Raw genomic sequence first — 24,979 nt, forward strand, 5'->3', positions numbered from 1 at the left:
ATGCCATCCCGAAAAACACAAACAGCCTATAAAGGAGCCAAACATGGAAAACCAAACAGAAAATAAAAAGAAAAATGCCGGTGCACTCCGGTGCTATTTGATAGAGATCGCGGTCATCACGATCGCCTACCTGATCGAGGTAGTGAAAGGAAATCGGTCAGCCGGCTATATTGTGCTGGTATGTCTGCTCTTGTGGCTCCCGGCGATCGCAACGATACTTGTTTATCTGAAAAATAAAAATACAAAAGCAGTCCGTTATCTGTATGGCTTCGGTTTTCTGATCCCACAGGCTTTTCTGATGCTGACAGCCAACAATGCACTGGTATTTACTTATGCGATCCTTGTGCTGGTTGTATGTAATATTTTTGAAGACCGGAAATTTGCCCTGACGATGGCAATTTCTTATAACATTGTAAATATCCTGACAGTTATTTACCATATTGCGACAGCAGGAACAACAAACGACTATATCGTGACAACAGAGATCCAGATCCTGTTAATGATGATCTGCGGTTACTTCAATATCGTAGTATCCAAGACAGGCATGATCATTTCCAAAGAGAAGATGTCCCTTCTGGATCAGGAAAAGCAGCATGCAACAGATCTGCTTGCACAGGTGCTTTCCGTTTCCACAGAAATGACAGAAGGCATTGGCAGCCTGAATGAAAAGATGCAGCAGCTTGGGGAATCTGTTGTACAGACCTGTGGAGCCATGGATGAGGTCAGACAGGGCAGTAATGAAACAGCAGAGTCCATTCAGTCCCAGCTTATCATGACAGAAAAGATCCAGAGCAGGATTGAAGAAGTTTCCCAGACAAGTACGATGATCGGAAACAGTGTTGCCAAAACAAAATCCGCAGTCGGAAAAGGTGCGGATAATATGGAAAATCTGGAAAAACAGGTAGAACAGCTTGAACAGGCAGGCGGACGTGCCCTGCAGAGACTGGATGAACTGGATGAGTATACAAAGCAGATGCAGTCTATCACAGAGCTGATCAATTCCGTTGCGGATCAGACAGGGCTGTTATCTTTAAATGCCAGCATTGAGGCGGCAAGAGCAGGCGAAGCAGGACGCGGCTTTGCGGTTGTGGCTTCCGAGATCTCCACACTGGCAAGCCAGACACAGGAAGCAACCAAGAATATCGATGCACTGATCAGTGACATCACAGATAAACTGCAGGATGTCAGCGAAGCTGTCAGATCCTTTGCAGATGGTACAAAGCAGCAATATACCGTAGCACAGGAAACGGTGCAGAGCTTTGGACAGATTGAGAAGGACACAACGCAGATCGAGCAGCAGGTCAGCCAGATGGCATCTGCGATCAGCAGCCTGACAGAGGCAAATCATTCTATCGTGGAAAGCGTGCAGAATATTTCAGCAATTACGGAAGAAGTTTCCGCACATTCCAATGAAACTTATGAGAGCAGTGAAAAGAATGCACAGATTGTGGAAGAGACCGGAAAGATCGCAGCATTCTTACAGGACAGAGCAAGTGCGTTGAAACAGTAAAGAGTGGATAAAAGAGGTGGGGAGTTCAGGTGGAAGAGATCATTGTTGCCATTTATTACATATTTGCGCTGGTTGTAGCAATACTTGTATTAAAATCATATCGAAAAGGAACAGAGAGTGCCAAAAAGCTTGGCATTGCCATGCTGATGAATTTCCTGATGATCGGTACTTACACGCTCAATCTGACATCGGGCTATCTGATCATCAAATCGATCGGTTGTTCTCTGACCTTTACGCTCATGGATCTGATGCTGTTTTTCTACTATGATTATGCCATGGCATTTGTAGGCTGGGAAAACCGTACGCCGAAATGGATCAAGATCGCGTTTGGTGCGTATATTTTTATTGACGGTATCTTTATGATGATCAATCCGTTTGATCAGGTGGCAGTTTCCTATATGCATGAATCATTTGGCGACGGTTATATCCTGACCTATGTACCGCAGATCCCATTTCACATCCATACGGCATTTGATATGATGATGATCGCAGCAACGATCATTCTGTTATCCCTGAAATGCGGGGAAACGCCGCGCGTGTACAGAAAGCGGTATTATGGTCCGATCATTGGTATGCTGCTGGCGGTTGTGATCAATTTCGTATATCTGGCAGGCATTATTCCGTTTGATATGGATCCGACGATCCTGCTGTATGTATTTGTCGGTTTTCTGCTTTATTTCTACACGTTCAATTATCTGCCGTCCGTTACGCTGACGATCACACGTAACATGATCCTGGAATATCTGAAGGATCCGATCATTTTATTTGACTACGAAGGCAGACTGGCAGACCATAGTGCGGGACTGGACGAGCTGATGCCGGGCATGGAATTTAAAAATGGTTCCCTGACGATAGAAGAATTTATGCAGAAGCAGAAATTCATGGGAATGAACGGAACAGACATCAATCAGGAATTTGACTGGCAGACGGTTGAAAACGGCAAGCCAAAGACATACCAGTGTCAGTTCTGCTGTATGAAGGACAGCAAGGGCAAGCTGATCGGTAAGCTGTTTGTGTTCCATGATGTGACGGCAAGCAGACAGACGTATTTTGAATTGGAAAATTCCATGCTGTTTGATGCCGTGACGGGATTTTACAATAAAGAGAGCTTTTATACACAGATCCCACAGTGGAGAAATCCGGAATTTTTCCCGGTTTCCTTTGCTGTTTGTAATGTAGACGGCCTGCGTGCCATGAATGAGGCGTATGGAACGGTTTACGGAGATGGCGTTATGCGCCAGATCGCCCGTTATATCCGCAGAAGAGTCGGAAAAGATACGTTCTGTGCAAAGCTCGATAATGGTGATCTGGTTGTGGTTCTGGAGCAGACAAACAATCTGGACGCAGGGGATATCATGGAGGCAATCAAGGCAGAGATCATGGATTTCTATGATAAGATGCCTGTTACGATCGAATATGGTATTGCAACAAAGGAAGATGCAGATACTTCTGTGGAGAAGCTGATGCAGGATGCCAGATCGAATATGATGAATAAGAAGATGCTGAAAGAAAAATCCGCCAGCAGTTCGATCGTCAATTCACTGAAACAGACGCTTTGTGAAAGTGATTACCAGACAGAGGAACATGTAGAGCGTACAAGAAAGATGGCAGCACGCCTCGGCAAAGAAATGGGACTGCCTGATGCAGAGATCGGTAAGCTGGAGCTTTTGGCAGCACTGCATGATATCGGTAAGGTAGCGATCCCGCAGGATATTATTAAGAAAAAAGGAAAACTGACGCCGGAAGAGCGTGCGATCATAGAACAGCATACGGTAAAAGGTTATCGTATTGCGAAAAGCTCACCGGAGCTTGGCGATATTGCGGACGGTATTTTGTGCCATCATGAAAAGTGGGACGGAACCGGTTATCCAAACGGTCTGAAGGGAGAAGAGATCCCACTGATCGCGCGCGTGATCTCAGCGGTGGATTCCCACGATGTTATGGTCAATGACAGACCGTATCACAAAGCAATGCCGGAAAAAGACGCGATCGCCGAACTGCGCAGATGTTCCGGTACGCAGTTTGATCCACATGTCGTGGAAGTATTTACAAAGATGCTGGAGCGTGAAGATCTGCCGCAGCAGGAAATGGAAGCACTGGCAGCATCTTATACGGAGGCAGATACAGATGAGAGAACTGGAGTTTAAAATGGAGCGTCCGGGACTGCTTGAAACCGGACAGAAGGTGACTGTGACAGAAGGCGTTCTGCCGAGCAGTTACTATTACACGATCGATCCTTCGCTGGCAATGTCAGCCAATATCCCATTCAGGGAACGGCTGAAAACAAAAGAAGGAACTGTCGTATCCATAGAGGAAAATGAACGCGGTTTCTATGTAGTTGTCAGTTTTATAGAGCCGTAACAGACGCAGCACGTATAAGCACCACAGTGCTTATCACACATAAATTTTGCAGTAGGAAAGGAAGAGTGACATGAAAGTTATCAGTACAGAAAAAGCACCGGCAGCAATCGGACCATATTCACAGGGCATCGTCGCAGGAGATTTCTTCTTTGCATCCGGACAGATCGCGATCATTCCGGAGACAGGTGAGATCGCAGAAGCAACGATCGAAGCACAGACAGAGCAGGTTATGAAAAATATCGGAAACCTCCTCGCAGCAGCAGGCGTTGATTACAGCAAAGTCGTAAAGACAAGCTGCTTCCTCGCTGATATGGGAGATTTTGGTGCATTTAATGAAATTTATGCAAAATACTTTACTTCAAAACCGGCAAGAAGCTGTGTAGCAGTCAAGACATTGCCAAAGAATGTGTTATGTGAGGTAGAAGTGATCGCATACCTTGGCGAATAATCCATGCATTTATGGAAATCCTAAAGATGAGACAGAAATGTCTCATCTTTTTTCATGTGATAGGAGTTCCTATCACATGAAAATGCTCCGCAAGGATGCGCACTCGCGCGAAGAAGAAATATGTCGCAAGCGACCGCGCTCGGCGCAAGAATGTGTCGAGACACATTCTTTATTAATGTCTTGCATCTATGATGCATGAAAAAGGAGGTATCTTATGTCATATATCAATGCATTCTGGGTAGGGGGACTGATCTGTGCACTTGCGCAGATCCTGTTGGAAAAAACAAAGCTGATGCCGGGCAGGATCATGGTGCTGATCGTCTGTCTCGGTGCTATACTGAGCTTTTTCGGTATTTATGAGCCATTTGCGGAATACGCGGGCGCAGGAGCGAGTGTGCCACTTCTGGGCTTCGGCAATGTGCTGATGAAAGGCGTGAAAGAAGCGGTTGATGAATATGGATTTCTCGGTATTTTCATGGGCGGCTTTAAAGCAGGCGCGGTCGGCTGCAGCGCAGCACTGATCTTAAGTTATCTGGCAAGCCTTGTATTTCATTCCAAGATCAAAAAATGATGCAGTTGCTGCATCATTCTTCAAAACCGATCTGCATATTGGCGAGCGCTTTTTTGATGCCCTGATCCCAGAGCGTTTCAATGGACTTGTCCATGGAAAAGGTAGTCAGGGAAATACCGGTAAGGCATGTCAGGTGCTCCTGCTCGTAGCGGAAGGTCAGAATCAGTCCCTTGACAGTAGACGGATCACCGGTAAAGGCTGCATTTTTAAGCAGGTTCTGTGTATAGGCAGCAGGTGCTTGCAGAACAAACTTAAAGGAAAGCGGAAAGTCTTTGCCGATGTAGGATGCCAGAAGCATTCTGACACTGTGCCACGGAACAAAGTCCGCACCCTCCGTCTGCACAGGATCCTGCTGCGCTTGGTATTCCGGATGGATCCTGCCTTCTAAAAAGAGAGAACTATCCCGGATCACGGATACTTCCTGCATCGGAAACGTATCAAAGGATGTGCTTTCCAAAAGCACCTGCAGCATCTTTTTTTTATCTTGAATCTGTAATGCGATCATAAAAAATCCTTTCTGATTTGACTCCAAAACGAATATTTCATTAGTATTGTAATATAAAATATTGTGATGGTCAAAAATTTTATTGCGTTAAGAAAACGGGCAAATGTGATATTAGGTCTTTGCAAATAACGTAATATGTGCTATATTATGTAGTAATGAAAACTACATGGCAATCGGAGGAAAATGATGAGCTACAAAATCGTGCTGGATAGTTGCGGAGAATTACCGGAGCAATTAAAAACGGATAACAGATATGAGATCGTACCACTGGAATTACAGGTGGGGGAAGAAAGAATGTGGGATGATGAGACTTTTGACCAGAAGACATTTCTGCAGAAGGTAGCAGCCTGTCCGACCTGTCCGAAGTCTGCCTGTCCGTCACCGGAGCGTTATATGCAGGCATTTGACTGTGAAGCGGAAGAGATCTATGTCATAACACTGTCCGGGAATCTGAGTGGCAGCTATAACAGTGCTTATCTGGCAAGAAGCATGTATCTGGAAAAAGAGCCGGATAAAAAGATCCATGTATTTGATTCCTGCTCCGCTTCCTGTGGGGAAACACAGATCGCCTTTTATATCGCTTCTCTGGCAGAAGAAGGAAAATCCTTTGAGGAGATCGTACCGCTTGCCGAGCAGTTCAGAGATGAGCTGACCACATATTTTGTACTGGACAATCTGGATACACTCAGAAAGAACGGCAGACTTTCCAAGGTAAAGGCTTTTGTAGCATCTACGCTTGCGGTAAAACCAGTCATGGGCTCCACGGATGATGGAAATATTGTGCAGCGCGGTCAGGCGATCGGTATGAAAAAAGCACTTGCCAAGATGGCGGATATTGTTCTGGGAGATAAAACAGAGCTTCAGAAAAAGACACTGATGATCACACATTGCAACTGCCCGGACAGAGCAGAAAAGTTTAAGGAGATCATCTGTAAAAAGGCAAATTTCCGAAAGATCCTGATCATGGATACAGCAGGCGTCAGCAGTATGTATGCCAATGACGGAGGGATCATTGTGACTGTTTAAAGGACATAACAGTACACAGGGAAGCAGATCCTAAAATAAACTAAGAGAATAACAGTTTTCCGAGCAAAGGAAGATTTTGAAGAGAAGAGTAGGTCAGCGTCTCACCGTTTGAGAGCTGGATGCTCTTTTTTGTATGGCTGCGGATATGATTCTGATTGACGACGTAGTCTTTGCCGAACATCTGGAACTCTGCGTGATCGCCCAGACAACGGTAAATATCATCCATATTGCCGATGATATCAATGGCGTCCTGATGATCAAATACATAATGAACCCTGTGCTCCTTTTCAAAGCACTGGGCATAAATAATGTCGTCTTTGGATACGAAATGGGTATGTTCGATATCACGAATCTCGATCAGCGTCAGATTTTGTTTCTTTGATTCGATTTCCTGCTGCATATCACGCAGCAGCTTGTGAAGAGGTGCGGTCAGGATGGGTTTATCGAGCGTATAGAGATGCTGGATAGCAGTTTCACGGAGATACGGTTCTGCAGTGTCTTTGCAGACTACGATCATACCGGGCGCAGAAAGCTCCTGCAGTTTGGCAACGATCTCCATGCAATGTGCCATGTCATGATCGATATCCAAAAGGAAAAGGTCATATTTCATGCAGACGGGCAGAAAGGATGATTCATCTCCGAAGGAATCCACATAAAGTGTTCCGATCTCAGGCGCAAGCGCGCTGTTGGCACGGTCTAAAAGACGTTCCGTCTGCTTGCGGTCTGCAACATTGTCCGCTAAAACTGCAATATGCATATGTAACCCTCCTAAATGTAATGCTTTGCCTAGCAAAGCATTATGCAGCCTCATCGTATTGGCGAATAACAGGCGGAGCCATGCATCGCATGACTCCGTGTCATTATAAAATCCCAATCTCAATAGGGGAATGCCAGATCAGATAAATGAGCAGAAGCTGCACACATAAAATCAGTGGCAATCCATATAAGAAGTACCAGTGGCGGGTCTTATGATGGAAGAGAAACATACCGAGGATACTGCCGATGCTGCCACCAAAGATGGCAAACAGAAACAGGGTAACTTCCGGAATCCGCCATGCCCTTTTCCGCGCTTTCCATTTGTCGAGCCCCATCAGAAAAAAGGCGATCAGATTGATCATAATAACATAGGTAATGATGATTGTGTATACACTCATACTGACCTCAGAAAATTATTTATCGTTCTTCTTGTTCTGTACTTCCAGCATCTTCATAGCACGAACCTTTGTAGAAAGACCAAACAGATTGATGAAGCCTTCTGCATCATGATGGTCATACATATCGCCGGTTGTAAAGCTTGCAATGCTTTCATTATATAAAGAATATGGAGAAGTTGTACCTGCTTTGATGATGTTGCCTTTGTAAAGTTTGAATTTTACTTCGCCGGTCACATACTTCTGTGTGCTCTCGATAAATGCCTGTGCTGCTTCACGAAGCGGTGAGAACCATTTCCCTTCGTAAACAACCTGAGAGAACAGAGCTCCCATATCTTTCTTTGCACGGTAAACATCACGGTCAAGGATCAGCTCTTCAAGCTGCTGATGTGCTTCGTACAGGATCGTTCCGCCAGGAGTCTCGTATACACCACGGCTCTTCATACCAACAACACGGTTTTCAACGATATCTACGATACCGATACCATGCTTGCCGCCTAATGCGTTCAGAGTACGGATGATATCGGAAACCTTCATTTCCTTTCCGTTGACACTCTTCGGTACACCGGCTTCAAATGTCATTGTTACATATTCGCCTTCATCAGGTGCTTTTTCAGGTGTGGTGCCAAGTACAAGCAGATGCTCGTAATTTGGCTCATTTGCAGGATCTTCCAGTTCCAGACCTTCATGGCTGATATGCCAGATGTTACGGTCACGGCTGTAAGAGTTATCCTCTGAGAACGGAAGATGAATGCCATGCTGCTTGCAGTATTCGATCTCGTCTTCACGGGACTGTAATTTCCATTTGTCATTTCTCCAAGGAGCAATGATCTTCAGATCAGGAGCCAGTGCTTTGATACCAAGCTCAAAACGGATCTGGTCATTTCCTTTTCCTGTTGCACCGTGGCAGATCGCAACGGCGTTTTCTTTCCGGGCGATCTCTACAAGCTTCTTTGCAATAGCAGGACGTGCCATGGAAGTACCAAGTAAATATTTGTTTTCATATACAGCATGTGCCTGTACGCAAGGTACGATATAGTGATCACAGAATTCATCTGTCAGATCTTCAATGTATAATTTCTCAGCACCGGCAAGTTTTGCTCTTTCGTCAAGACCATCCAGCTCATTGCCCTGTCCGCAGTCGATACAGCAGCAGACAACATCGTAATCGTAATTTTCTTTTAACCAGGGAATAATGGCTGTTGTATCAAGCCCGCCTGAGTACGCTAAAACAACTTTTTCTCTCATAATAAATATGCCTCCATAGGTATGTATTGTAAGTTCTGCAACTAATATACAACATAAAAGTGCATAATGCAAGTATGAAAATATGCATAAAACGATGAATAATGCGTAAAATAGTGCATATTATGAAAAAACTATTGCATATTATACATTGCAGACGTATAATTATACGATGTCAGGACAAAAAACGGATTGAAGGAATGAAAGAATTGAAGTAAGATATAGAAGATATGTATTTAGAAGGGAGAAATGAGATATGATCAAAGCAGGAATTATCGGCGCAACCGGCTATGCGGGAGGTGAGCTCGTCAGACTGCTTTTGCAGCATAAAGAGGTAGAAATCAAATGGTATGGCTCACGCAGCTATATCGATCAGAAATATGCAAGTGTATACGGCAATATGTTCCAGCTTGTGGAGGATACATGCCTTGATGATAATATGGAAGAACTGGCAAAGCAGGTGGATGTGATCTTTACCGCTACACCGCAGGGCTTTTGTGCTTCCGTGATTAATGATTCGATCTTAAGCCAGACAAAGATCATCGATCTGAGCGCGGACTTCCGTATCAAAGATGTTTCCGTATATGAAAAGTGGTATGGCATTACCCATAAGGCACCACAGTATATTAAGGAAGCTGTTTACGGACTTTGTGAGATCAACAGGGAAAAGACGAAGGGGGCAAGACTGGTCGCTAATCCGGGCTGTTATACAACCTGTTCGATCCTGACAGCATATCCGCTGGTCAAGGAAGGACTGATCGATCCGCAGACACTGATCATCGATGCAAAGAGCGGTACATCCGGAGCGGGCAGAGGTGCAAAGGTAAACAACCTGTACTGTGAAGTCAATGAAAATATCAAAGCCTACGGTGTTGCCACACACAGACATACCCCGGAGATCGAGGAGCAGCTTGGCTATGCAGCAGGAAAAGAGATCCTTGTAAACTTTACACCGCATCTTGTTCCGATGAACAGAGGCATTTTAGTGACAGAATATGCAACACTGACCAAAAAGGCAGATGGCTCTCTTCCAACTTATGAAGAGATCAAGGCAGTATATGATAAATACTATGCAGATGAGTATTTTGTCCGTGTTCTGGAAAAGAATGTATGCCCGGAGACAAAATGGGTAGAGGGCAGCAACTTCGTGGATGTGAACTTTAAGATTGACGAGAGAACAGGCAGGATCATCATGATGGGTGCGCTGGATAATATCGTAAAAGGCGCGGCCGGACAGGCAATACAGAATATGAACCTGATGTTTGGACTGGATGAAAAGGAAGGACTGGAACTGGTACCAATGTTCCCATAAGGTAGATAAAAATGATACGTGCAATGAAAATAGAGGATTATGATCAGGTATATGCACTCTGGCTGACGATCAGCGGCTTTGCGATCCGCAGCGTGGATGATTCCAAAGAGGGCGTGGCAAGGTTTCTGCAGAGAAATCCGGGGATCAGCGTGGTAGCGGAAGAAGATGGCAAGATCGTTGGTGCGATCCTTTGCGGGCATGACGGCAGACGAGGCTGCCTGTATCATGTCTGTGTGGATCCGGCGTACAGACGACGTGGAATCGGTAAGGACATGGTTGTTCACTGTATGAACGCCTTACATAAGGAAGGGATCAATAAGGTATCATTGATCGCTTTTACACAAAATGATATCGGAAACGCTTTCTGGAAAGAGATCGGCTGGACAAAGCGTGAGGATCTGAACTATTATGATTTTGTGCTCAATAAAAATAATATTATACGTTTCAACCGATAGAACAGATATGCCATAGAAACAGATCTGAAAAGCATATGAGAATGGAGAACAACAATGGATAACAAAGACATGAAACAGATAATGGAAAAAGCAGAAGTGCTCATTGAAGCGCTTCCTTATATTCAAAAGTTTAACCGCCGTATCATCGTGGTTAAATACGGCGGAAGTGCAATGGCAAATCCGGAGCTGCAGCGAAATGTCATCAAAGATGTGACACTTTTGAAGCTGGTAGGATTTAAGCCGATCATTGTACATGGCGGAGGTAAGGAGATCAGCCGCTGGGTCGGTAAGGTTGGTAAAGAAGCAAAATTTATCAACGGACTGCGTGTAACGGATGCAGAGACTATGGAAATTGCCGAAATGGTGTTATCCAAAGTTAATAAGCAGCTTGTTACGATGGTGGAGGAGCTTGGTGTCAAGGCTGTCGGTATCAGTGGAAAAGACGGAGGTCTGTTACATGTGGATAAAAAATATGCGGGCGGCGAAGATATCGGTTTTGTCGGTGATGTCAAGAAAGTAGATCCACAGATCCTGTTCGATCTTCTGGATAATGACTTTCTGCCGATCATCGCACCGATCGGTCTCGGTGATGAATTTGAATCCTACAATATCAATGCAGATGATGCAGCCTGCGCGATCGCAAAGGCGGTCGGTGCTGAAAAACTGGCATTCTTAACAGATATTGAGGGACTTTACAGAGACATCAATGATAAGAGCAGCTTTATTTCCAGACTGACTGCAACACAGGCAGATGAGCTGATCGAGGAAGGCTGTATCGGCGGCGGTATGTTACCGAAGCTGCACAACTGTACAGATGCGGTAAAGAACGGTGTAGGCCGTGTCCATATCCTGGACGGCAGAATCGCACATTGTCTGCTTCTGGAAATCTTCACCAATGAAGGTATTGGTACAGCGATCGTAAAGGATGAAGGAGAATTATAATATGAATATGCAGGAATATATTGAAGAAGCAGAGAAGGATCTGCTGCATACTTATAACCGGTATCAGGTCGTATTCGATCATGGAGACGGCGTAAAATTGTATGATATCGAAGGAAAAGAATATCTGGATTTCGTGGCAGGAATTGCCGTGTTTGCCCTTGGATATAATAATAAGGCATATAATGATGCTTTAAAGGCACAGATCGACAAGATCCTGCATACTTCCAACTACTATTATAATGTACCGGCAATAGAAGCAGCCAGAAAGCTGAAAAAGATTTCCAGTATGGATCGTGTTTTCTTTACAAACAGCGGTGCGGAATCCATTGAAGGTGCCATTAAGACAGCCAGAAAATATGCGTATCTGAAAGATGGGAAGACAGATCATGAGATCATTGCCATGAATCATTCATTCCATGGCAGAACGATGGGGGCACTTTCCGTGACGGGTAATCCGCATTACAGAGAAGCATTTGAACCGATGATTGGCAATATCAGGTTTGCCGAGCTGAATGATTTTAACAGTGTGCTTGCGCAGGTAACGGACAAAACCTGTGCGATCCTGTTTGAAACCGTACAGGGCGAGGGTGGTATCTTCCCTGCTACAGAAGAATTTATGAAGCAGGTACGTGCACTTTGCGATGAAAAAGATATCCTGCTTATTTTGGATGAGATCCAGTGTGGCATGGGCAGAACAGGTGAAATGTTTGCATGGCAGAGATACGGTGTGAAGCCGGATGTCATGACAACAGCAAAAGCACTGGGCTGCGGTGTTCCGGTTGGCGCCTTTCTGATGACGGAAAAGGTCGGCGCCGCATCTCTTGTAGCGGGCGATCACGGTACAACCTATGGCGGTAATCCGTTTGCCTGTGCGGCGATCAGCAAGGTGATCGATCTGTTTGAAGAGGAAAAGGTACTTGATAATGTCCGGAAGGTCGGTGCTTATTTATGGAAAGAACTGGACAAACTGACAGAAAAGTATGATAGTATTATAGCGCACAGAGGTGTCGGACTGATGCAGGGACTTGTATTTGACAAGCCGGTTGCACCGGTGATCAACAAAGCACTGGAAATGGGACTTGTCCTGATCAATGCAGGAACACAGATCATCCGTTTTGTACCACCTCTTGTTATTTCGGAAAAAGATGTAGATGACATGATACAGATACTGGATACATGTCTGAAGGAATTGGAGTAACGCATGAAAATCAGAGGTAGAATCTATTCTGTGATACTGGTTCTTCTGCTGGTGTTTTTCGTCTGGCTGAGGGGCGTGCAGGATCTGCAGCCGTCTCAGGGCAGCAATCAGCCGTCGATTGGCACAGGGATGCAGAAGGAGACGCTTTATGTCTGGTATACGGATGAAGCACTGACAGATTATATGAACAGTATGGCACTTTCTTACATGGAAGCGCATGACAATATCAGGATCGTGCCAACGCTCGTATCCGCAGTCGAATATGTGGAGAGCATCAATCAGGCAACGATGCAGGAGCAGGCAATGCCCGATCTGTGTCTGATCAGTAATGACAGTCTGGAAAAGGTATATCTGGCAGGACTGGCAGATGAGATCACAGATCCGGAGCAGATCGTGACAGAGGAAAACTTCCCGCAGGCAGCACTGCATGCAGTAACTTATCAGGACAAGCTGCTTGCTTATCCTTTTTACTATGAAACTTCTCTCTTGTTGTATAATCAGACTTATCTGGACGAGATGGCGGCAAATAAAATCGAAGCACTTAAGTCCCAGCAGGAAGCGGGAGAAGAGGTTGGGATCGAGATTACCGGCGGAAGCGACCTGATTCCTAAAACGGTAGATGACATTTTGAACCTTGCGGATGCTTACGATGCACCGGATGGCGTGGAATCTATTTTAAAATGGGATGTATCGGATATTTTCTATAATTATTTTTTTGCCGGCAATTATATGGATATCGGCGGAGAAGATGGGGATGATGCATCCATCTGCAATATTCATAATGAGAATACAACAGCCTGCCTGCAGATGTATCAGAGTCTGAACCAGTTCTTTTCCATTGAGGCAAAGGAAGCAGATTATAATACGGTATTGCAGGAATTTATAGACGGCAGGACATTATTTACGGTTGTGACCACAGATGCGATTGCAAGACTGGAAGCGGCAAAGGCAGATGGCAGTCTGCAGGGAGAATACGGAATGGCAATGCTGCCTGATGTTTCCACAGACTTGAAAAGCCGTGGACTTTCCGTGACAAACGGTGTGATCGTCAACGGCTACGGGCATTACAAGGAAGATGCCAATGCTTTTGCATCTTATCTGACCGGGACGATCGGTGCGGATTTTTATGACAGAACAGGAAAACTGACCGCCCATAAAAATGTCAGCTATGAAAACGATAAGCCGGCGCTTGCCATGCAGGCATACGAAAAAAGTGTCAGCCTGCCAAAGATCATGCAGGTGAGCAATTTCTGGGTACAGCTGGAACGGACACTGACAGGTATCTGGGAAGGTGAAGATGCGGATCAGGCATTGCAGTCTTTGCAGGAACAGATGGATGTACAGCTGCAGAAATAATAAAAGAAGGAATAAAAACCGATCAACGGGATAAGATATAGATAAACAGGAGGTCTTATACGGTGGTTGGTTTTTTTATTGCAGTATTATCGGGAATTCTGATGAGTGTACAGGGTGTTTTCAACACACAGGTGACAAAACAGTCTTCTTTGTGGACAACATCCGCTTTTGTACAGCTTACAGCACTCTTGGTCTGTGTTCTGGCATGGCTTTTTACGGATCGGAGCAATCCGCTGAAGGTACTTGCGGCAAAGCCTTCTTACCTGCTGCTCGGCGGCGTGATCGGTGCGTTTATCACCTATACGGTCGTTGTCAGCATGGGAAAGCTGGGACCTGCAAAGGCGGTCATGTTTATTGTGATCGCGCAGCTGATCAGTGCCTATCTGATCGAACTTCTGGGGATGTTCGGTGTCGAAAAGGAGCCGTTTTCTGTCAGAAAACTGGTGGGAATGGCAGTGGCGGTCATCGGCGTTATTGTTTTTAAAATGTGATATAAAATCTGCTTGCTATCCGCGTTTTTTTAGCATACAATGAAAGTGCGATTGACATAGAGGGGCTTCTTTATCAGATAAAGGAGACTATGTTATGCATACAAAAAGAATGAAATGTACCATGATCATGCTGGGCTGCCTGTTTACAGCCTTCTTTCTTTCTGCCTGTTCCAATGGGCGGTATACATATGAACTGGAAGGCGGGGAGCAGACAAAGGTCATGCAGGAGTCAGGTGATGGACAGGGCGGAGCAGATCAATCCGCGAAGGAGTCCCTGGTGCAGGCAGAAGAACCGGCGGATGCCACAGCTGACCGGACGGAGAAAGCAGCTGATACCGGAAAAGAGATTTATGTCCAGATCAATGGTGCGGTAAAATATCCCGGTGTTTACAAGGTGCAGGACGATGCCCGTATTTTTGATGTGGTGGAGCTGGCAGGCGGTATGACAGAGGATGCAGAGCCGGAGGCAGTCAATCAGGCACTTCCCGTAGAGGACGGACAGATGATCAGGATCTGTACGCAGGAGGAATGGGAACTCGCCCAGGCAGAGGAAACGGAGACGTCTGCTGAGCAGGCAGATGATGAACTTGTGGATATCAATACGGCTGATGTGGCGGAATTATGTACGCTGCCGGGTGTAGGACAGGCAAGAGCGGAAAGTATCCTTGCATACAGACAGGAGCATGGCAGCTTTCAGACTGTGGAGGAGATCAAGCAGGTATCCGGGATCAAGGATGGCTTATACACGAAGATAAAAGATAAAATTAAAATAACGCAATAGTGTGTGAATGGGAGAATATGATGGCAAACAGAGTGTTAGTTGTGGATGATGAAAAACTGATCGTAAAAGGAATCCGGTTCAGTTTAGAGCAGGATGGCATGGAAGTGACCTGTGCTTATGATGGGGAAGAAGCACTTACCTTTGCCAGAGAGCAGCAGTTTGATATAATTCTGCTGGATATCATGCTTCCGAAGCTTTCCGGCTTTGAGGTCTGTCAGCAGATCAGGGAATTTTCCAATGTACCGATCATCATGCTGACTGCCAAGGGCGATGATATGGATAAGATTCTGGGACTGGAATATGGTGCAGATGACTATATTACAAAGCCGTTCAATATTCTTGAGGTCAAGGCAAGGATCAAAGCCATCATCCGCAGAACTGCCAAACAGGAAAAGAAAGCCGATACAGCCGGCAGGATCCAGGCAGGCGATATGACTATTGAGCGCGACAACAGAAGAGTGTATATAGAGGGAAGAGAAATCAATCTGACAGCCAAGGAGTTTGACGTACTGGAGCTTCTGGCAACTCACCCAAATCAGGTATACAGCAGGGAGAAGCTGCTCACAATGGTCTGGGGGGCAGATTATCCGGGCGATGCAAGAACGGTGGATGTACATATCCGTCGTCTGCGTGAGAAAGTAGAGACAAATTCCAGCGAACCGAAATATGTGCATACCAAATGGGGTGTTGGCTACTATTTTAAAGGATGAGGAATGAACATTGAAACTGTTGTTTTCTAAAGTAAAGGACAGGCTCCAGTTCTTGCGGAGCCTGAAAGTACGGATCTTTATCATTATTCTGGCAGTCGGTATCATACCGACTATGGTACTGAGAAACGCTATTTTACAAAATTACGAAAAGCGGGCAGTCAGTGTCCGGACTACAGATGTCCAGAATCAGTTTAAGATCCTGGCAAATCACCTGATCACATATAACTATCTGAGTGATACAAGCTCAGAGGTTGTAAATGCGGAGCTGTCTATGCTGTCCGATCTGTATGACGGGCGTGTCATTATTATCGATCAAAACTGTAATATCATAAAAGATACCTATGGAATCAGTGAAGGAAAGACGATCGTTTCAGAAGAGGTCATGCTTTGCATGAAAGGGCAGACATCTTCCAATTATGATGCAAAAAATAAATATATAGAAGTAACGACACCGATCGTGGATAATACCACGCAGGAAACAGCAGGCGAGCAGAAGACAGTGGACGGTGGGCAGCAGAAAAGTCAGGTAAAGGGTGTTATGCTGACAAGTGTTTCCACAGACAATATTGCAACGAATGTGGAGCTATTGCGGAATCAGGCAACGATCCTGCAGTTTACGGCGATGATTCTTCTGATTGGTATTGCGTGGCTTCTGTCACATATTCTGGTCAGACCGTTTGATCGTGTCACTTCGGCAATCCGGGAGATCAATGACGGATTTAATACGGAGCAGATCAGCGTGTCGGATTATGTGGAAACAGAACATATCGTGAATGCATTTAATGAACTGCTTGGCAGAATGCGTACATTGGACGAATCCAGACAGGAATTTGTATCTAATGTGTCCCATGAACTGAAAACACCGATCACATCAATGAAGGTTCTTGCAGATTCACTGATTTCACAGGAGGATGTTCCGATTGAACTGTATAAGGAATTTATGACCGATATTGCAGAAGAGATTGAAAGAGAAAATAAGATCATTACAGATCTGCTTTCTCTAGTGAAAATGGATAAGACATCTGCAAATCTGAATATTGAAAATCGGAATCTGAATGAACTGATCGAGCTGATCTTAAAACGTCTGCGTCCGATCGCAAAGCAGCGTAATATCGATGTTTTGTATGAAAGCGCACGGGAGGTCTTTGCAGAGATCGATGAAGTGAAGCTGACGCTTGCAATCTCCAATCTGGTGGAGAATGCGATCAAATACAATAAAGAGTATGGATATGTCAAGGTTTCGCTGGATGCGGATCATCAGTTTGCAACGATCATGGTAGAGGATAATGGAATCGGTATCCCGGAGGAGGCGCAGGAGCACATTTTTGAGCGCTTTTACCGTGTGGATAAATCTCATTCCAGAGAGATCGGCGGAACCGGTCTGGGACTTGCGATTGCAAGAAATGCGATTCTTCTGCACAGAGGTTCTATTAAGATAGACAGTGAAGAAGGACAGGGAACTGTTTTCACCGTCAAGATACCGATCATTTATGTATCCAAGTAACAATGACTTCTGATGACACAAAGAGGCAGGAAAGGCATATGAAGAAATATGGGATCTGGCTGTGCATCATGTTTATGTTGGTGCTTACCGCATGCGGAAAAGAGCAGAAAGCAACAGATGAGACAGTATATCAGATATATGAAGTGAATAAGGAAGAAACAAAAGTAGCAAGCCGTGAGATCACAACTACGGAGACAGATACCGAAAAACTGCTCGGAGTTTTGATAGAGGAACTGGAAAAAACACCGGAAGATACGGAAAACAGGGCTGCGATCACGGAAGCAATCCAGCTGCAGAGCAGTACAGTGGCGGATGAAAGTGCAAATCTGAATTTTGGCGTGGGCTACTATGCACAGTCTCTGACGGGAGAGATTCTGACCAGAGCAGCGATTGTCAGAACGCTGACACAGATACCGGATGTCAATTATGTATCATTTCTGGTAGACGGTTCTGCACTGCTGAACAATCAGGGGGCTCCGGTCGGTGTTATGACAGCAGATCAGTTCATTGATAATTCCGGTAATGAGATCAATACGGAAGAAAAAGTATCATTGGTGCTTTATTTTGCCAACGAAAATGGCGATAAGCTGAAAACGGTAACGCGTGAGGTAGTATATAGCAGTAACATTTCACTCGATAAGCTTGTCATGGAGCAGCTGATCACAGGCGTGCAGGATGGGGAAGAAGCGTATCCGACAATTAATCCGGCGACAAAAGTAGTATCGGTAACTGTCAGTGACGGTACATGCTATGTCAATCTGGATAAAGAGTTCCTGACGCAGATCTATAAGGTAGATGCCGGTGTGACGATCTATTCGATCGTTAATTCACTTGTAGAGCTGTCGGATGTCAACAGAGTACAGATCTCTATCAATGGGGAGACAGATCTTTCTTACAAAGAAAGTATTCCGCTTGCAACAGTGTTTGAGCGGAATCTGGAGTTGGTAGAGCAGTAGTATATGCTGTCTGGAGTATAGTAAAATGACATGCAGCTGAAAAGACCACTTTGTGTGGCAGTCCTGCTGTTGTGTACCGGCTTGTTTCTGGTGCAGCTGACAGGGCAGAAAATGGCAGAAGCACTTCCCAAGGAGAAAGAACAGATTTCTCTTGGCGGCAGACTGATGCAAAAAGAAGAAAAAAACGGACACCTGCTGTTATATCTGCAGCAGGTGCGGATCTTATCCGGTGCGGTCGCAGCGGATGATTCCAATACAAACAACAAAAATTCAAATAGAAAAATGGGAGCTGTCTGTTATCTGCAGGAGGGAAGCCTTGCGCAGATGCCTTCACTGGGAAGCAGACTGATCGTTTGTGGTAAGGTCAGGTATTTTGCACATGCGGAAAATGAAGGACAGTTTGATGCAAGAGCATATTATGCATCGCTCGGGTATGACATCCAGCTGACAAATGCAGAAATTTTAAAAGTTTCCCGGGAAGCGGACAGGCTGGCGGAAGGATTTTTTCGGTTGCGGGAGGATGCGAAGGCATTTTTTAAGGCATATATGCAGGAAGAAAATGCGGGGATCTTATCAGCCATGGTGCTGGGAGAGAAAAGTGCGCTGGATGGTGATATCCGTATGCTGTTTCAGCGGAATGGGATCGCACATATTCTGGCAATCTCCGGGCTGCATATCTCGTTGCTTGGTATGGGATTTTACAGGCTGCTGCGTAAATGCTTTCTGCCCATCTGGGTCTGTTGCGGTGCAGGCGTGGGAATGCTGCTTCTGTATGGTAAAATGGTCGGTGTGGGCAGCTCTGTGTTCCGTGCCTGCGGGATGTGTATGATATTGCTTTTCGCTCAGCTGCTTGGCAGAAGCTATGATCTGTTGACTGCCATGGCAGTGACGGCGCTCCTTCTGGTCTTGCAAAAGCCTGACAGTGTGCAGCAGGCAGGTTTTCTTCTCTCTTATGGGGCAGTGCTTGGCTTGACGCTTTTTCTGCCGGTCTTTCAGACAGAAACGGAATACCGGATACAGAAAATACTGCAGGAAAAGCTGCTGCCCGGTATCGGGATATTGTTAGTGACACTGCCGGTGCAGCTCTGGTTCTTTTATGAGCTTCCTGTCTATGCCATGCTGCTGAATCTGCTCGTGATCCCGCTGATGTCTGTTCTGCTGCCGGTTGCAATTTTTGCCTATCTGCTGCGGTTTCCCCTGCTTTTGCAGATTCCGGAATACATTCTGACATTTTACAGATGGCTGTGCATAAAGGCGGAAGGTCTGCCAGGCAGTATACAGATTTTCGGAAGACCACGTATCTGGCAGATGATTGTTTATTATCTGTTTCTGTTTTTTTCGCTGGTGCTTTTATATCATAGCAAAAACAGAAACAAGCAGGAGAAGCAAAGGGAAAAACAGCAAGAAAACAGAGAGTGTCAGATAACAGGAGAGAATGCGGAACAAGATAGAAGAAAGACCGGAAAGAATGGAAAGAACAGGATAAGAAAGAACAAAAGAGATAGTAAAAGAACCGGAATCATTCTGATTATAGTTAGCATATGCTTACTAATATTGCCCCCGCATACAGAAAACAGGATCACAATGCTGTCGATCGGGCAGGGGGACTGTATCTTGCTGCAGGAGAAGGGCGGACACGTTTTTCTGGTAGACGGTGGCAGCAGTGATGTAAAGGAGGCGGGCAAGTACAGACTGATCCCGTACCTGAAATATCATGGGATCCGGTATATAGACGGGATTTTTATCTCACACGCACATGAGGATCATTATTCTGCAAGTCTGGAGCTGCTGCAAAGCTCATGTGGGATTTCGGTCGGAACGGTATTTTTCAGTGAAATGGCGGAGGAAAATGAAGCATATGATGTGCTGCGGAAGGCTGCTTACAGGTCGGGCAGCAGGATTACCTATATCCGGCAGAGAGACAGAATCCGGGCAGGAGATCTTTCGCTTTTCTGTCTGTATCCATCCGGTAAGCTGACGGTAACGGACGAAAATGAGGCTTCCATGGTTTTATATGCCACGCTCCGGGGCTATACTATGCTGCTGACCGGAGACAGTACCGAAACCTGTGATGCAGCGGTCGTGCAGGCAATGAAGCAGAATGGAATGAGAGAGGTGGATTGTCTGAAGGTTGCCCATCACGGTGCAAAGACGTCAAGCTCTGCCAGTCTGCTGACCTACATCAGCCCCAAGCTTGCCCTGATCTCCTGCGGCAGAGATAACTCTTACGGACATCCGCACAGGGAAACGCTGGACAGACTGGCTGACTGTGGCAGTCACATAGTCCGAACAGATGAAGCGGGCGAAATTGTCCTACATATCGGAAAAAAGAAAGTACAGCTTTCCATTTTCCCGGAATATTGTTATACTGAATATAACTGCACAGCACCATAAAACAGCAGGGGCGGTATGCTAAATACGTGTATGGTTATTCTGCGGTATTTACAAAAAACGATCGGTGTATAGAGGCAGAACAGGATAATAGGAATGGATAAATTTATTAAAAAAGGAAGCGAATAGAATGGCAGCAGTCAAAGAAAAAAGAGTAGAGGATTCCATGATCGAACAGGTGCATAAGTTAAGACCGACGCATATGAACGGTATGGGACGGTTGTTTGGCGGACAGCTCATGTCCTGGATCGATGAGGTGGCGTGCCTGGTCGGCAACAGACATTCACAGGCGAATGTGATCACAGCTTCTGTGGATAACCTACGGTTTATCCGTGGTGCTTATGTAAATGAACTGATCGTGATGATCGCAAAGATGACATATGTGGGGCATACTTCCATGGAAGTGCGTGTAGATACGTATGTAGAATCAATGGATGGCATGCGGAGACCGATCAACAGGGCATACCTGACGATTGTTGCGGTGGATGAAAACGGAAAACCATGTGAGGTACCGGGGCTGATCATAGAGACAGAGGCAGAGAAGGCAGAATGGCAGGCCGGTCAGAAACGAAGAGAAATGCGTATGGTGCGCAGAAAAGAAGGCTTTTAAAAGACGGCGGTAAAAGGAAAGAATGCAGAAATTAGCAAGAGACATTAAGGAACGGGATTTTAAAAATGTATATCTTCTGACAGGCGAAGAGGATTATCTGCGTAAGCAGTACCGGGACAGACTGGCAGGAGCCATGGCAGATGTGCATGACACGATGAACTATCATTATTTTGAAGGCAAAAACACCATACCGGAGAAACTTATAGATCTGGCGGAGACGATGCCCTTTCTGGCAGAGCGCCGTGTGATCGTGGTGGAGAACAGCGGCTTTTTCAAATCAGCCCAGGATAAGCTGGCGGATTATTTAAAGCAGCTTCCCGAGACATCGTTTTTCATCTTTGTGGAGCCGCAGGTCGATAAGCGCGGTAAGCTGTATAAAGCGTGTAAGGATGTCGGGTATATAGCAGAGTTCAATGTGCAGGATGAGCAGACGCTACGCAGATGGATACTTGGCAGGCTGAATAAAGAGCAGAAGCTGATCACGGAACGTGCACTTGCCATATTTATGGAGCGTACGGGAAGCGACATGGAAAATATCGCATCGGAGCTGGAAAAGCTGCTCTGTTATACGCTGGAAAAGCCGGATATCACAGAGGCAGATGTGGATGCAATCTGTACCAGGCAGATCAACAACCGTATTTTTGATATGATCGAAGCAGTGGCTTCAAAGCGGCAGGAGGCGGCACTGGAGCTGTATTATGATCTGCTGGCACTGAAGGAACCACCGATGCGTATCCTTTTTCTGATCGCCAGACAGTATAACCTGCTGTATCAGACAAAGCTGTTAAAGGGAAAAGGCTATGATAATAAGTCGATCGCATCAAAGCTGGGGTTATCCCCGTTTATTGCGGGTAAATACGTGACACAGGCATCCAGATTTGAAAAGGAAACACTCAGAAAAAGTCTGGAACAGTGCGTGGAAGCGGAAGAAAATGTAAAAACAGGCAAGATGGCGGACAATCTGAGCGTAGAGCTTTTGATCGTACAGTTCAGCAGTAAAAAGAGCCAGAGGAAGGAGGCATAAGCCAAATGGAAGTGATTATATTTATGATCGTGTTATGCTTTTTATTTTCCAGTCAGAAAAAGAAAAGCCAGAAGGTGGGAAAAAAAGAGACACCGGTGCAAAACAGACCGGTGACAGACTATCGCCCGCAGACACAGAGCAGACCGGTAAATAGCACACAGAGCAGTATGCAGAGAAGTAATATACAGGGTAGACAGGCCGCTGTCAGAACAGCCGGGGCAGCAGGAAGTATGACATCGGGAAAGGGCTCTTCAGTCAGCAGAACAGTTGAAAAGAAGACGACAGTCAGCCGGCAGGCAAAGTCTACAACGGAGATGTTGGAAGAAAAAGCAAGACAGGATGCGATGGAGCATCAGGAAGAGAAAAGAAGGCAGCTTGCAGAGGAACGCCGCATTCATGGGCAGCTGCGTTATGCGGAACGTTATCTGCCGGGAGATATGATACCGCAGGGCAGACGACTGGTTTGCTGCGGCTATTGCAATGCAGAAAATCTGATTCCGGAGCGTGATAATCCAAAGCGTTATAACTGCTATTTCTGCAGAGAGACTTTGTAAAACAGATATTGCATGGGAATAAAAGACAAATAGCAGGAAATCCTAAAGAAAAGAAAGGTGGTATAAAAATGAGCGTAGTAGAAATTACAACGGAAAATTTTGATACAGAAGTATTACAGGCAGATAAGCCGGTACTGGTAGACTTCTGGGCATCCTGGTGTGCACCGTGCAGAATGCTTTCACCGGTTGTGGATGCATTTGCGCAGAAGCATGACGAGGTAAAGGTCGGCAAGATCAATGTGGATGAGCAGGCAGCTCTGGCTGCAAAATACAAAGTTATGAGCATTCCGACCCTGATCGTATTCCAAAAAGGCGAGGTATACCGGAAATCTGTCGGTGTGATCTCCGAAGAAGAGATCGCAGCACTGCTGCCATAGGCTTAAAGCAACGGTAAAAGTGCGCATACGAAGTGCTGGCAGTTAGCGGCAGCAGACTCATCATAATCTTCCTGATGAACGAGTGTATTGGATAAGCTGCGCAGACTCAGCAGTGGGATATCATAAGAATGGCAGAGCTGTGCAACCGCAGCAGTTTCCATGTCCTCCCCACAGCTGTGAAATGTCGTATGCATAAAATGAATATAATCAAGACGGTTCAGCCATGCATCACAGCTTGCGATCGTTCCGGTTTTTATGGAAATACCGGACAGCGCAGAAATCTGATGTGTGGCTGAAAGTTTTTGTGCGGTTGTGAGCAGCATTTTATCGCTGTGATAGAAGGTATATTTTTTGCCTGCATCTTCCACGCGCAATGATTCACAGCCGATCTGTATACAGCCATGCAGCGGATTTTCATCCGGGGAATCCGAAAAACGCAGATTGGAATGATTGAAGATCGTCTCGCCAAGGATCATGTCTCCGCGGTGCAGAGCGGGATCGTGTCCGCCACAGACACCCTGATTAATGATACAGCGGGGCATAAAGTGTGAAATGGCAAGGACAGTGGCAGCACCGGCATTGACCATTCCCTGAAAGGTTTTGGAAACGATCACCTTCTGCCCGCAGAGTCTGCCCATATAAAAAGGGAACTGCATCAGCTCTGTTTTTTGGACATCTTCCATGTGGGAGAGCAGATCACAGATCTCACAATCCATGGCACCCTGTATTAAGATTGCATTTTTATAGTTATCCGGGACAATTGCAGCAAAACATTGATCAGACATAAGTAACTCCATTCGATGATGATTGTTTTTTGGGGGTATCGTGCTTGTTGTTATGGTAAACTGTATTTTTATCATAAAGAAACGGCGGAGACTTGTCAATCTGTGATCTGCTGTCGGATACGCTCTTGCATAACATCCTTTTTTTTCGTATAATGCATACGTCAAGCGAAGTCTGTCATGCTCGAATGCATGTCATGTGAAGGAGGATATCACGATGGAAAAAATAGCAAGTTTTACAATAGATCATATCAAATTACAGCCGGGTATTTATGTATCCAGAAAGGATCAGATCGGGCAGGAGGTCGTTACGACATTTGACCTGCGTATGACTTCACCGAATGAGGAGCCTGTCATGAATACTGCTGAGGTGCACACGATAGAACATCTGGGCGCAACTTATCTCAGAAATAAAGAAGAGATCAGGGATAAAGTGATCTATTTCGGACCGATGGGCTGCAGAACAGGATTTTATCTGCTGCTGGCAGGTGACTATGCTTCTAAAGATATTGTAGCACTTGTAACGGAAATGTTTGAATTTATCAGAGATTACCGCGGAGAGGTACCGGGCGCAAGTCCGAAGGACTGTGGCAACTATCTGGATATGAATCTTGGCATGGCGAATTATCTGGCAGACCGTTATCTGGAAAAAACATTGTATGGGATCGATGATGCGCATCTGATCTATCCACAATAAGCTGCCTGACGGAAAGGAACTA

General features: G+C 45.6%; 27 protein-coding genes. 22 read left to right on the plus strand and 5 right to left on the minus strand.

What is annotated here, in order from left to right:
* Positions 1 to 43: 43 nt before the first annotated feature.
* From KQI22_RS06210 to KQI22_RS06230, 5 genes are all read left to right on the plus strand, one after another.
* Complete coding sequence (locus KQI22_RS06210; protein ID WP_216551246.1) at positions 44 to 1,510, plus strand: methyl-accepting chemotaxis protein; 1,467 nt, start codon at positions 44 to 46, stop codon at positions 1,508 to 1,510.
* 29 nt (positions 1,511 to 1,539) lie between these two features.
* The gene (locus KQI22_RS06215; RefSeq protein WP_216551247.1) at positions 1,540 to 3,657 is read left to right on the plus strand and encodes an HD domain-containing phosphohydrolase; all 2,118 of its coding nucleotides are present in this window, start codon (positions 1,540 to 1,542) and stop codon (positions 3,655 to 3,657) included.
* A complete protein-coding gene (locus KQI22_RS06220; protein WP_022003599.1) occupies positions 3,638 to 3,871 on the plus strand; it encodes a hypothetical protein in 234 nt (77 codons plus the stop codon). Before KQI22_RS06215 ends, KQI22_RS06220 begins: the two co-directional genes overlap by 20 nt.
* Before the next feature lie 70 nt (positions 3,872 to 3,941).
* Entirely contained in the window at positions 3,942 to 4,319 is a 378-nt protein-coding gene (locus KQI22_RS06225; protein WP_216551248.1) for a RidA family protein, read from the plus strand.
* Between the two features lie 214 nt (positions 4,320 to 4,533).
* Entirely contained in the window at positions 4,534 to 4,890 is a 357-nt protein-coding gene (locus KQI22_RS06230) for a SpoVA/SpoVAEb family sporulation membrane protein (protein WP_216551249.1), read from the plus strand.
* 13 nt (positions 4,891 to 4,903) lie between these two features.
* Here the strand turns inward: KQI22_RS06230 and KQI22_RS06235 are convergent, their stop codons facing one another.
* Positions 4,904 to 5,395, minus strand: a complete 492-nt coding sequence (locus KQI22_RS06235) for a DUF5721 family protein (protein ID WP_216551250.1) — start codon at positions 5,393 to 5,395, stop codon at positions 4,904 to 4,906.
* Between the two features lie 186 nt (positions 5,396 to 5,581).
* Between KQI22_RS06235 and KQI22_RS06240 the strand changes: the two genes are divergently transcribed.
* Positions 5,582 to 6,421, plus strand: a complete 840-nt coding sequence (locus KQI22_RS06240; protein WP_216551251.1) for a DegV family protein — start codon at positions 5,582 to 5,584, stop codon at positions 6,419 to 6,421.
* Between the two features lie 40 nt (positions 6,422 to 6,461).
* Here KQI22_RS06240 and KQI22_RS06245 read toward each other — a convergent pair whose 3' ends face one another.
* The 3 genes from KQI22_RS06245 to KQI22_RS06255 all read right to left on the minus strand — a co-directional run bounded on the left by KQI22_RS06245 (position 6,462) and on the right by KQI22_RS06255 (position 8,820).
* A complete protein-coding gene (locus tag KQI22_RS06245) occupies positions 6,462 to 7,178 on the minus strand; it encodes a hypothetical protein (protein ID WP_216551252.1) in 717 nt (238 codons plus the stop codon).
* Positions 7,179 to 7,281: 103 nt separating this feature from the next.
* On the minus strand, positions 7,282 to 7,575 hold the full coding sequence (locus KQI22_RS06250) for a DUF1294 domain-containing protein (protein ID WP_216551253.1): 294 nt from the start codon (positions 7,573 to 7,575) through the stop codon (positions 7,282 to 7,284).
* Between the two features lie 15 nt (positions 7,576 to 7,590).
* Entirely contained in the window at positions 7,591 to 8,820 is a 1,230-nt protein-coding gene (locus KQI22_RS06255; RefSeq protein WP_216551254.1) for an argininosuccinate synthase, read from the minus strand.
* 253 nt (positions 8,821 to 9,073) lie between these two features.
* Here KQI22_RS06255 and argC point away from each other — a divergent pair, with 253 nt between their 5' ends.
* The 15 genes from argC to trxA all read left to right on the plus strand — a co-directional run bounded on the left by argC (position 9,074) and on the right by trxA (position 23,478).
* Positions 9,074 to 10,129: an N-acetyl-gamma-glutamyl-phosphate reductase gene (gene argC / locus KQI22_RS06260; protein WP_216551255.1), complete on the plus strand. Its 1,056-nt coding sequence runs from the start codon at positions 9,074 to 9,076 to the stop codon at positions 10,127 to 10,129.
* 11 nt (positions 10,130 to 10,140) lie between these two features.
* On the plus strand, positions 10,141 to 10,584 hold the full coding sequence (locus KQI22_RS06265; RefSeq protein WP_216551256.1) for a GNAT family N-acetyltransferase: 444 nt from the start codon (positions 10,141 to 10,143) through the stop codon (positions 10,582 to 10,584).
* A 54-nt stretch (positions 10,585 to 10,638) separates the two neighbouring features.
* On the plus strand, positions 10,639 to 11,526 hold the full coding sequence (argB, locus tag KQI22_RS06270; RefSeq protein ID WP_216551257.1) for an acetylglutamate kinase: 888 nt from the start codon (positions 10,639 to 10,641) through the stop codon (positions 11,524 to 11,526).
* 1 nt (position 11,527) lies between these two features.
* The gene (locus KQI22_RS06275) at positions 11,528 to 12,724 is read left to right on the plus strand and encodes an aspartate aminotransferase family protein (protein WP_216551258.1); all 1,197 of its coding nucleotides are present in this window, start codon (positions 11,528 to 11,530) and stop codon (positions 12,722 to 12,724) included.
* A gap of 3 nt (positions 12,725 to 12,727) precedes the next feature.
* Positions 12,728 to 14,080, plus strand: a complete 1,353-nt coding sequence (locus KQI22_RS06280) for a sugar ABC transporter substrate-binding protein (protein ID WP_216551259.1) — start codon at positions 12,728 to 12,730, stop codon at positions 14,078 to 14,080.
* Positions 14,081 to 14,142: 62 nt separating this feature from the next.
* On the plus strand, positions 14,143 to 14,571 hold the full coding sequence (locus KQI22_RS06285) for a DMT family transporter (protein ID WP_022003586.1): 429 nt from the start codon (positions 14,143 to 14,145) through the stop codon (positions 14,569 to 14,571).
* A gap of 94 nt (positions 14,572 to 14,665) precedes the next feature.
* Positions 14,666 to 15,352: a ComEA family DNA-binding protein gene (locus KQI22_RS06290; protein WP_216551260.1), complete on the plus strand. Its 687-nt coding sequence runs from the start codon at positions 14,666 to 14,668 to the stop codon at positions 15,350 to 15,352.
* 20 nt (positions 15,353 to 15,372) lie between these two features.
* Positions 15,373 to 16,062: a response regulator transcription factor gene (locus tag KQI22_RS06295; RefSeq protein ID WP_305854760.1), complete on the plus strand. Its 690-nt coding sequence runs from the start codon at positions 15,373 to 15,375 to the stop codon at positions 16,060 to 16,062.
* Positions 16,063 to 16,072: 10 nt separating this feature from the next.
* Positions 16,073 to 17,566 carry a sensor histidine kinase gene (locus KQI22_RS06300; RefSeq protein ID WP_253293534.1) on the plus strand — a complete coding sequence of 498 codons (1,494 nt, stop codon included), beginning with the start codon at positions 16,073 to 16,075 and terminating at the stop codon, positions 17,564 to 17,566.
* 38 nt (positions 17,567 to 17,604) lie between these two features.
* Positions 17,605 to 18,522 (plus strand): GerMN domain-containing protein, encoded by a 918-nt coding sequence (locus KQI22_RS06305; protein WP_216551262.1) that lies wholly within the window; start codon positions 17,605 to 17,607, stop codon positions 18,520 to 18,522.
* Between the two features lie 30 nt (positions 18,523 to 18,552).
* Complete coding sequence (locus KQI22_RS06310) at positions 18,553 to 20,916, plus strand: ComEC/Rec2 family competence protein (protein WP_216551263.1); 2,364 nt, start codon at positions 18,553 to 18,555, stop codon at positions 20,914 to 20,916.
* Positions 20,917 to 21,043: 127 nt separating this feature from the next.
* The gene (locus KQI22_RS06315) at positions 21,044 to 21,523 is read left to right on the plus strand and encodes an acyl-CoA thioesterase (protein ID WP_022003724.1); all 480 of its coding nucleotides are present in this window, start codon (positions 21,044 to 21,046) and stop codon (positions 21,521 to 21,523) included.
* Between the two features lie 22 nt (positions 21,524 to 21,545).
* Positions 21,546 to 22,547 carry a DNA polymerase III subunit delta gene (gene holA, locus KQI22_RS06320; RefSeq protein WP_216551264.1) on the plus strand — a complete coding sequence of 334 codons (1,002 nt, stop codon included), beginning with the start codon at positions 21,546 to 21,548 and terminating at the stop codon, positions 22,545 to 22,547.
* Positions 22,548 to 22,552: 5 nt separating this feature from the next.
* Complete coding sequence (locus tag KQI22_RS06325) at positions 22,553 to 23,101, plus strand: hypothetical protein (protein WP_216551265.1); 549 nt, start codon at positions 22,553 to 22,555, stop codon at positions 23,099 to 23,101.
* Between the two features lie 68 nt (positions 23,102 to 23,169).
* Positions 23,170 to 23,478, plus strand: a complete 309-nt coding sequence (gene trxA / locus KQI22_RS06330; protein ID WP_022003727.1) for a thioredoxin — start codon at positions 23,170 to 23,172, stop codon at positions 23,476 to 23,478.
* A 2-nt stretch (positions 23,479 to 23,480) separates the two neighbouring features.
* Here trxA and KQI22_RS06335 read toward each other — a convergent pair whose 3' ends face one another.
* The gene (locus KQI22_RS06335; RefSeq protein WP_216551266.1) at positions 23,481 to 24,263 is read right to left on the minus strand and encodes a 5'-methylthioadenosine/S-adenosylhomocysteine nucleosidase; all 783 of its coding nucleotides are present in this window, start codon (positions 24,261 to 24,263) and stop codon (positions 23,481 to 23,483) included.
* Between the two features lie 214 nt (positions 24,264 to 24,477).
* Here KQI22_RS06335 and KQI22_RS06340 point away from each other — a divergent pair, with 214 nt between their 5' ends.
* Positions 24,478 to 24,957, plus strand: coding sequence for an S-ribosylhomocysteine lyase (locus KQI22_RS06340; RefSeq protein ID WP_022003729.1), 480 nt, complete (start codon positions 24,478 to 24,480; stop codon positions 24,955 to 24,957).
* The last annotated feature ends 22 nt before the right edge of the window (positions 24,958 to 24,979 follow it).

The organism is Kineothrix sp. MSJ-39, assembly GCF_018917935.1.
GTDB lineage: Bacteria > Bacillota > Clostridia > Lachnospirales > Lachnospiraceae > CAG-194.